The organism is Limnohabitans sp. Rim28, assembly GCF_000293865.2.
Classification (GTDB): Bacteria; Pseudomonadota; Gammaproteobacteria; order Burkholderiales; family Burkholderiaceae_C; genus Limnohabitans_A.
Genome location: NZ_ALKN02000036.1, coordinates 1 through 2,859 on the forward strand (window position 1 = coordinate 1; position 2,859 = coordinate 2,859).

At 51.7% G+C, this 2,859-nt stretch carries 5 protein-coding genes; 2 read left to right on the plus strand and 3 right to left on the minus strand.

Features of this window, described 5'->3' with window-relative positions; genetic code table 11:
• Positions 1-176: 176 nt before the first annotated feature.
• The 3 genes from B472_RS16675 to B472_RS17130 form a co-directional block, all read right to left on the minus strand.
• Positions 177-569: a DUF4149 domain-containing protein gene (locus B472_RS16675; protein ID WP_026039797.1), complete on the minus strand. Its 393-nt coding sequence runs from the start codon at positions 567-569 to the stop codon at positions 177-179.
• A gap of 10 nt (positions 570-579) precedes the next feature.
• Positions 580-1,653 (minus strand): MerR family transcriptional regulator, encoded by a 1,074-nt coding sequence (locus tag B472_RS16680; RefSeq protein WP_081504999.1) that lies wholly within the window; start codon positions 1,651-1,653, stop codon positions 580-582.
• Positions 1,654-1,780: 127 nt separating this feature from the next.
• Positions 1,781-1,948 carry a hypothetical protein gene (locus tag B472_RS17130; RefSeq protein WP_019428268.1) on the minus strand — a complete coding sequence of 56 codons (168 nt, stop codon included), beginning with the start codon at positions 1,946-1,948 and terminating at the stop codon, positions 1,781-1,783.
• On the opposite strand from B472_RS17130, the gene B472_RS16685 reads away from it, so the two are divergent.
• Both B472_RS16685 and B472_RS16690 read left to right on the plus strand, forming a co-directional pair.
• Positions 1,920-2,222 (plus strand): high-potential iron-sulfur protein, encoded by a 303-nt coding sequence (locus tag B472_RS16685; protein ID WP_026039798.1) that lies wholly within the window; start codon positions 1,920-1,922, stop codon positions 2,220-2,222. The genes B472_RS17130 and B472_RS16685 overlap by 29 nt on opposite strands.
• A 2-nt stretch (positions 2,223-2,224) precedes the next feature.
• Positions 2,225-2,833: a demethoxyubiquinone hydroxylase family protein gene (locus tag B472_RS16690; protein WP_238147479.1), complete on the plus strand. Its 609-nt coding sequence runs from the start codon at positions 2,225-2,227 to the stop codon at positions 2,831-2,833.
• Positions 2,834-2,859: the final 26 nt, after the last annotated feature.

Sequence of the window (2,859 nt, forward strand, 5' to 3'; positions counted from 1 at the left end):
AAAGACTGCGCAATTTCTGAAAACTGAATTCGAATAAATTTAGGGTTGAAGTCATTTAAATTTCCTGTGAAGTTGTTGGTTCGTGTGTTGATAAGTGATGAGCTGATTGACTGATACGAATTGTTTTGACGCTTGCATCTTTAGACTTTTTTGTACGGGGTGTTGCAAGCCAGTTCTCAAACAATGCGTGCCAAGATCCAGCCAGTCAAAGCGATGTGACTCAGCGTCACGAGCACAGATGCACCGTGCAGCCATTTGAAACGCAGCCGGTCATCAGAGTCAGTGGCTCGATTGATTGCTGGCATCAGCAACTGCCGCACGGGGATGGTCGTTAAAGCAACGGCCGCCATAACAATTGCAGCCATGGTGTCGTGAGACCACCACAATAAAGCGGCAACGGCCGCCGTAGCCACCACAAACAAATAGAACCAAGGAAAAGCAAGCCGCAGCGTAGCACCAGCAGATGGGGCTGGAAGTGCTTTGAATAAAAAAGCAGCAAAGCCAAAGGAGTACAGGGTCATGCCGCCGAACAACAGCGCGGTGACCAATATTGCCAATGAGTGTGTCATAGCGAGCGAATTAATTTGAGGCGGGATTGGATGCAGGTGGCAGAGGCAAGCCTTCTGCGATGGCTACTTGTTCCAGTGCTTTTTCAAAAAGCATTCGGGCAGAGCCAGCGACATGCTGCAAGTAGGCGTGCAGTCGCGCGTCAGCAGCGCTTCTGTTGGCACACTCGCTACTGTATTTTTCAAAGGATGAGACCTGCAGAAGCAACTCTGCCAAGTGGCTGGGACACTCACATGCGACCGTCGTGGAAAGTCCAGCAAATTGAGTTAGGGCAGCATCGTCAAACAAGGGGGGTGAGACCGTTTGTTCTCCAAGGCCCACTGAAACAGGTGGAGTTGAATGACGAACGTCAGTAGCTTTTCTTCCTTGTGCATCGTTTTTCTGCAAAGTCGCTAGCCATTGCCGCAATGATTTGTCATCTGAAGGCTCTGATAAAACTTCAACCCCAGCATTCGTTAATTCTGCTCGTGCTGCTGCGCTGGAAAAGCGATACAAAACCGCCGCTGAAGAGGCACGCCATGCGTCTTGGGCTTTAAGTAGTTCTTGGTGAACACCAGTTTGAAGGCTTCCAGCTTGCAAGATGATCATGTCGGCGGTGTCTTCATCCGACATCCCTCCAGCTTTTGCTGATGCGTTCAAACCGTCAAATACTCCCACCAATTGCACCTTTAGCCCGAATGGCTGTAGGTAAAACAAGCGCTGTACTCGGCTTGCCAAGGAATGCCCGACCACCACAATCTTTATTGAACTTTGCAAATGTGCTTCAACCCAATTGGCTTGAGTTACCTCAGGGGCACGCATCATTTCCCGCATTTGTTCTGTCTCTAGTGAAGCAAGCAATCCGATGGCATGCCCCTGCGCGGTCAGCCGACGCAGCAGGGTTGCTCTCTCCACATCTGCTGGCGAATACAACCGATGACCTGATGCTGCAGTGTTGGGACGTACAGCCTGGTAGCGCTGCTCCCAAATGCGCAACGTGGCAACGGGCATACCCGCAATCCTCGCTACAGCACCAGCTCTAAAAGTGGGCTGTGTTTTGTTGTGCTGAGGAGCTTGTGATGTACCTGCGGTGTTGGAGAGCGGCATTTTTTGTCGAATGAGTTAAATTTGAGTTTGATTATTACACCTTTTTCGATCTATTGAGTTGATTTTTTTCTTTTAAACGCTACGATAGCGTTTCACGACCAACTCGTATCACCATCAAAGTCGTTAGTCAAGCTGGTACCGACCATTTTTGTTCCGGCATGACTCCTGACAACTCGCCTACCCACTTGTTGTCGTCTTCAAGCGCCAAGATCCCAAGCCCTTGGTGTTCGTTGAATTTTTCAGGCTTGTCTTCAAACGGATTTTTCATGAACACAAATCGACGCACTTTTTTCATGACTCTGGCCGCTAGCGGTTCAGTTTTGGCCACCTCTGCTCACGCCCAAGCCAAGGCAGACGAGAAAGACCCACAGTCTGTGGCATTGGGTTACGTGGCAGATGCCACTAAAACCGACACCAAAAAGTACCCCAAGTACGCCGCCGGTCAAGTTTGTACCAACTGTGCTTTGTATCAAGGTAAAGCGAGTGATGCCTGGGGTGGTTGCCCGTTGTTTGCTGGCAAGCAAGTTGCAGGCAAAGGCTGGTGCAGTGCATGGGCTAAAAAAGGCTAATCGTGGCTGAATCGGCCGCAGTGCAGCTATCGGGCGCGGACAAAGCACAAGGCTTTTGCGCAAGCCGCGTTCACCTCGCTCCCGGAGACATACTTCCCGCGTGGGTTTTTTCTCATTTGCGGACCGACCACGCAGGTGAAGTTGGTGCAGTCTGTATTTATCAAGGTGTGCTCCAATTCGCCCGCGACCCGAAGTTGCGCGCCTTCGCCGAGCATCACCTGGCCACTGAGCAAAAGCACCTGCGTCTCATCTCTGACTGGTTGCCTGCATCTCAGTACAGCCGCTTGCTCCCGCTCTGGCGACTGGCAGGGTTTCTCACTGGCGCCCTGCCCGCATTATTCGGCCCTAAGGCGGTCTACGCAACGATCGAGGCAGTCGAGACCTTTGTCAACCAACACTACGAGGAACAGATTCTTGCTCTGGCCCGGCAGATTGAATTTCGTCACCTGCGTCAAACCCTGCTCGATTGCCAAGCTGACGAGGTAACTCACCGAGATGAGGCGGCGGCTGCTTTTAAGGGCTTCAGTCAGTCAAGCTGGATGCTGCGCGCTTGGTGCGCCATGGTGGGCGCAGGCTCAAAAGCTGCGGTGACCTTGATCCGCCATATTTGAGTGATGCAAACATGACAGCCATCGCA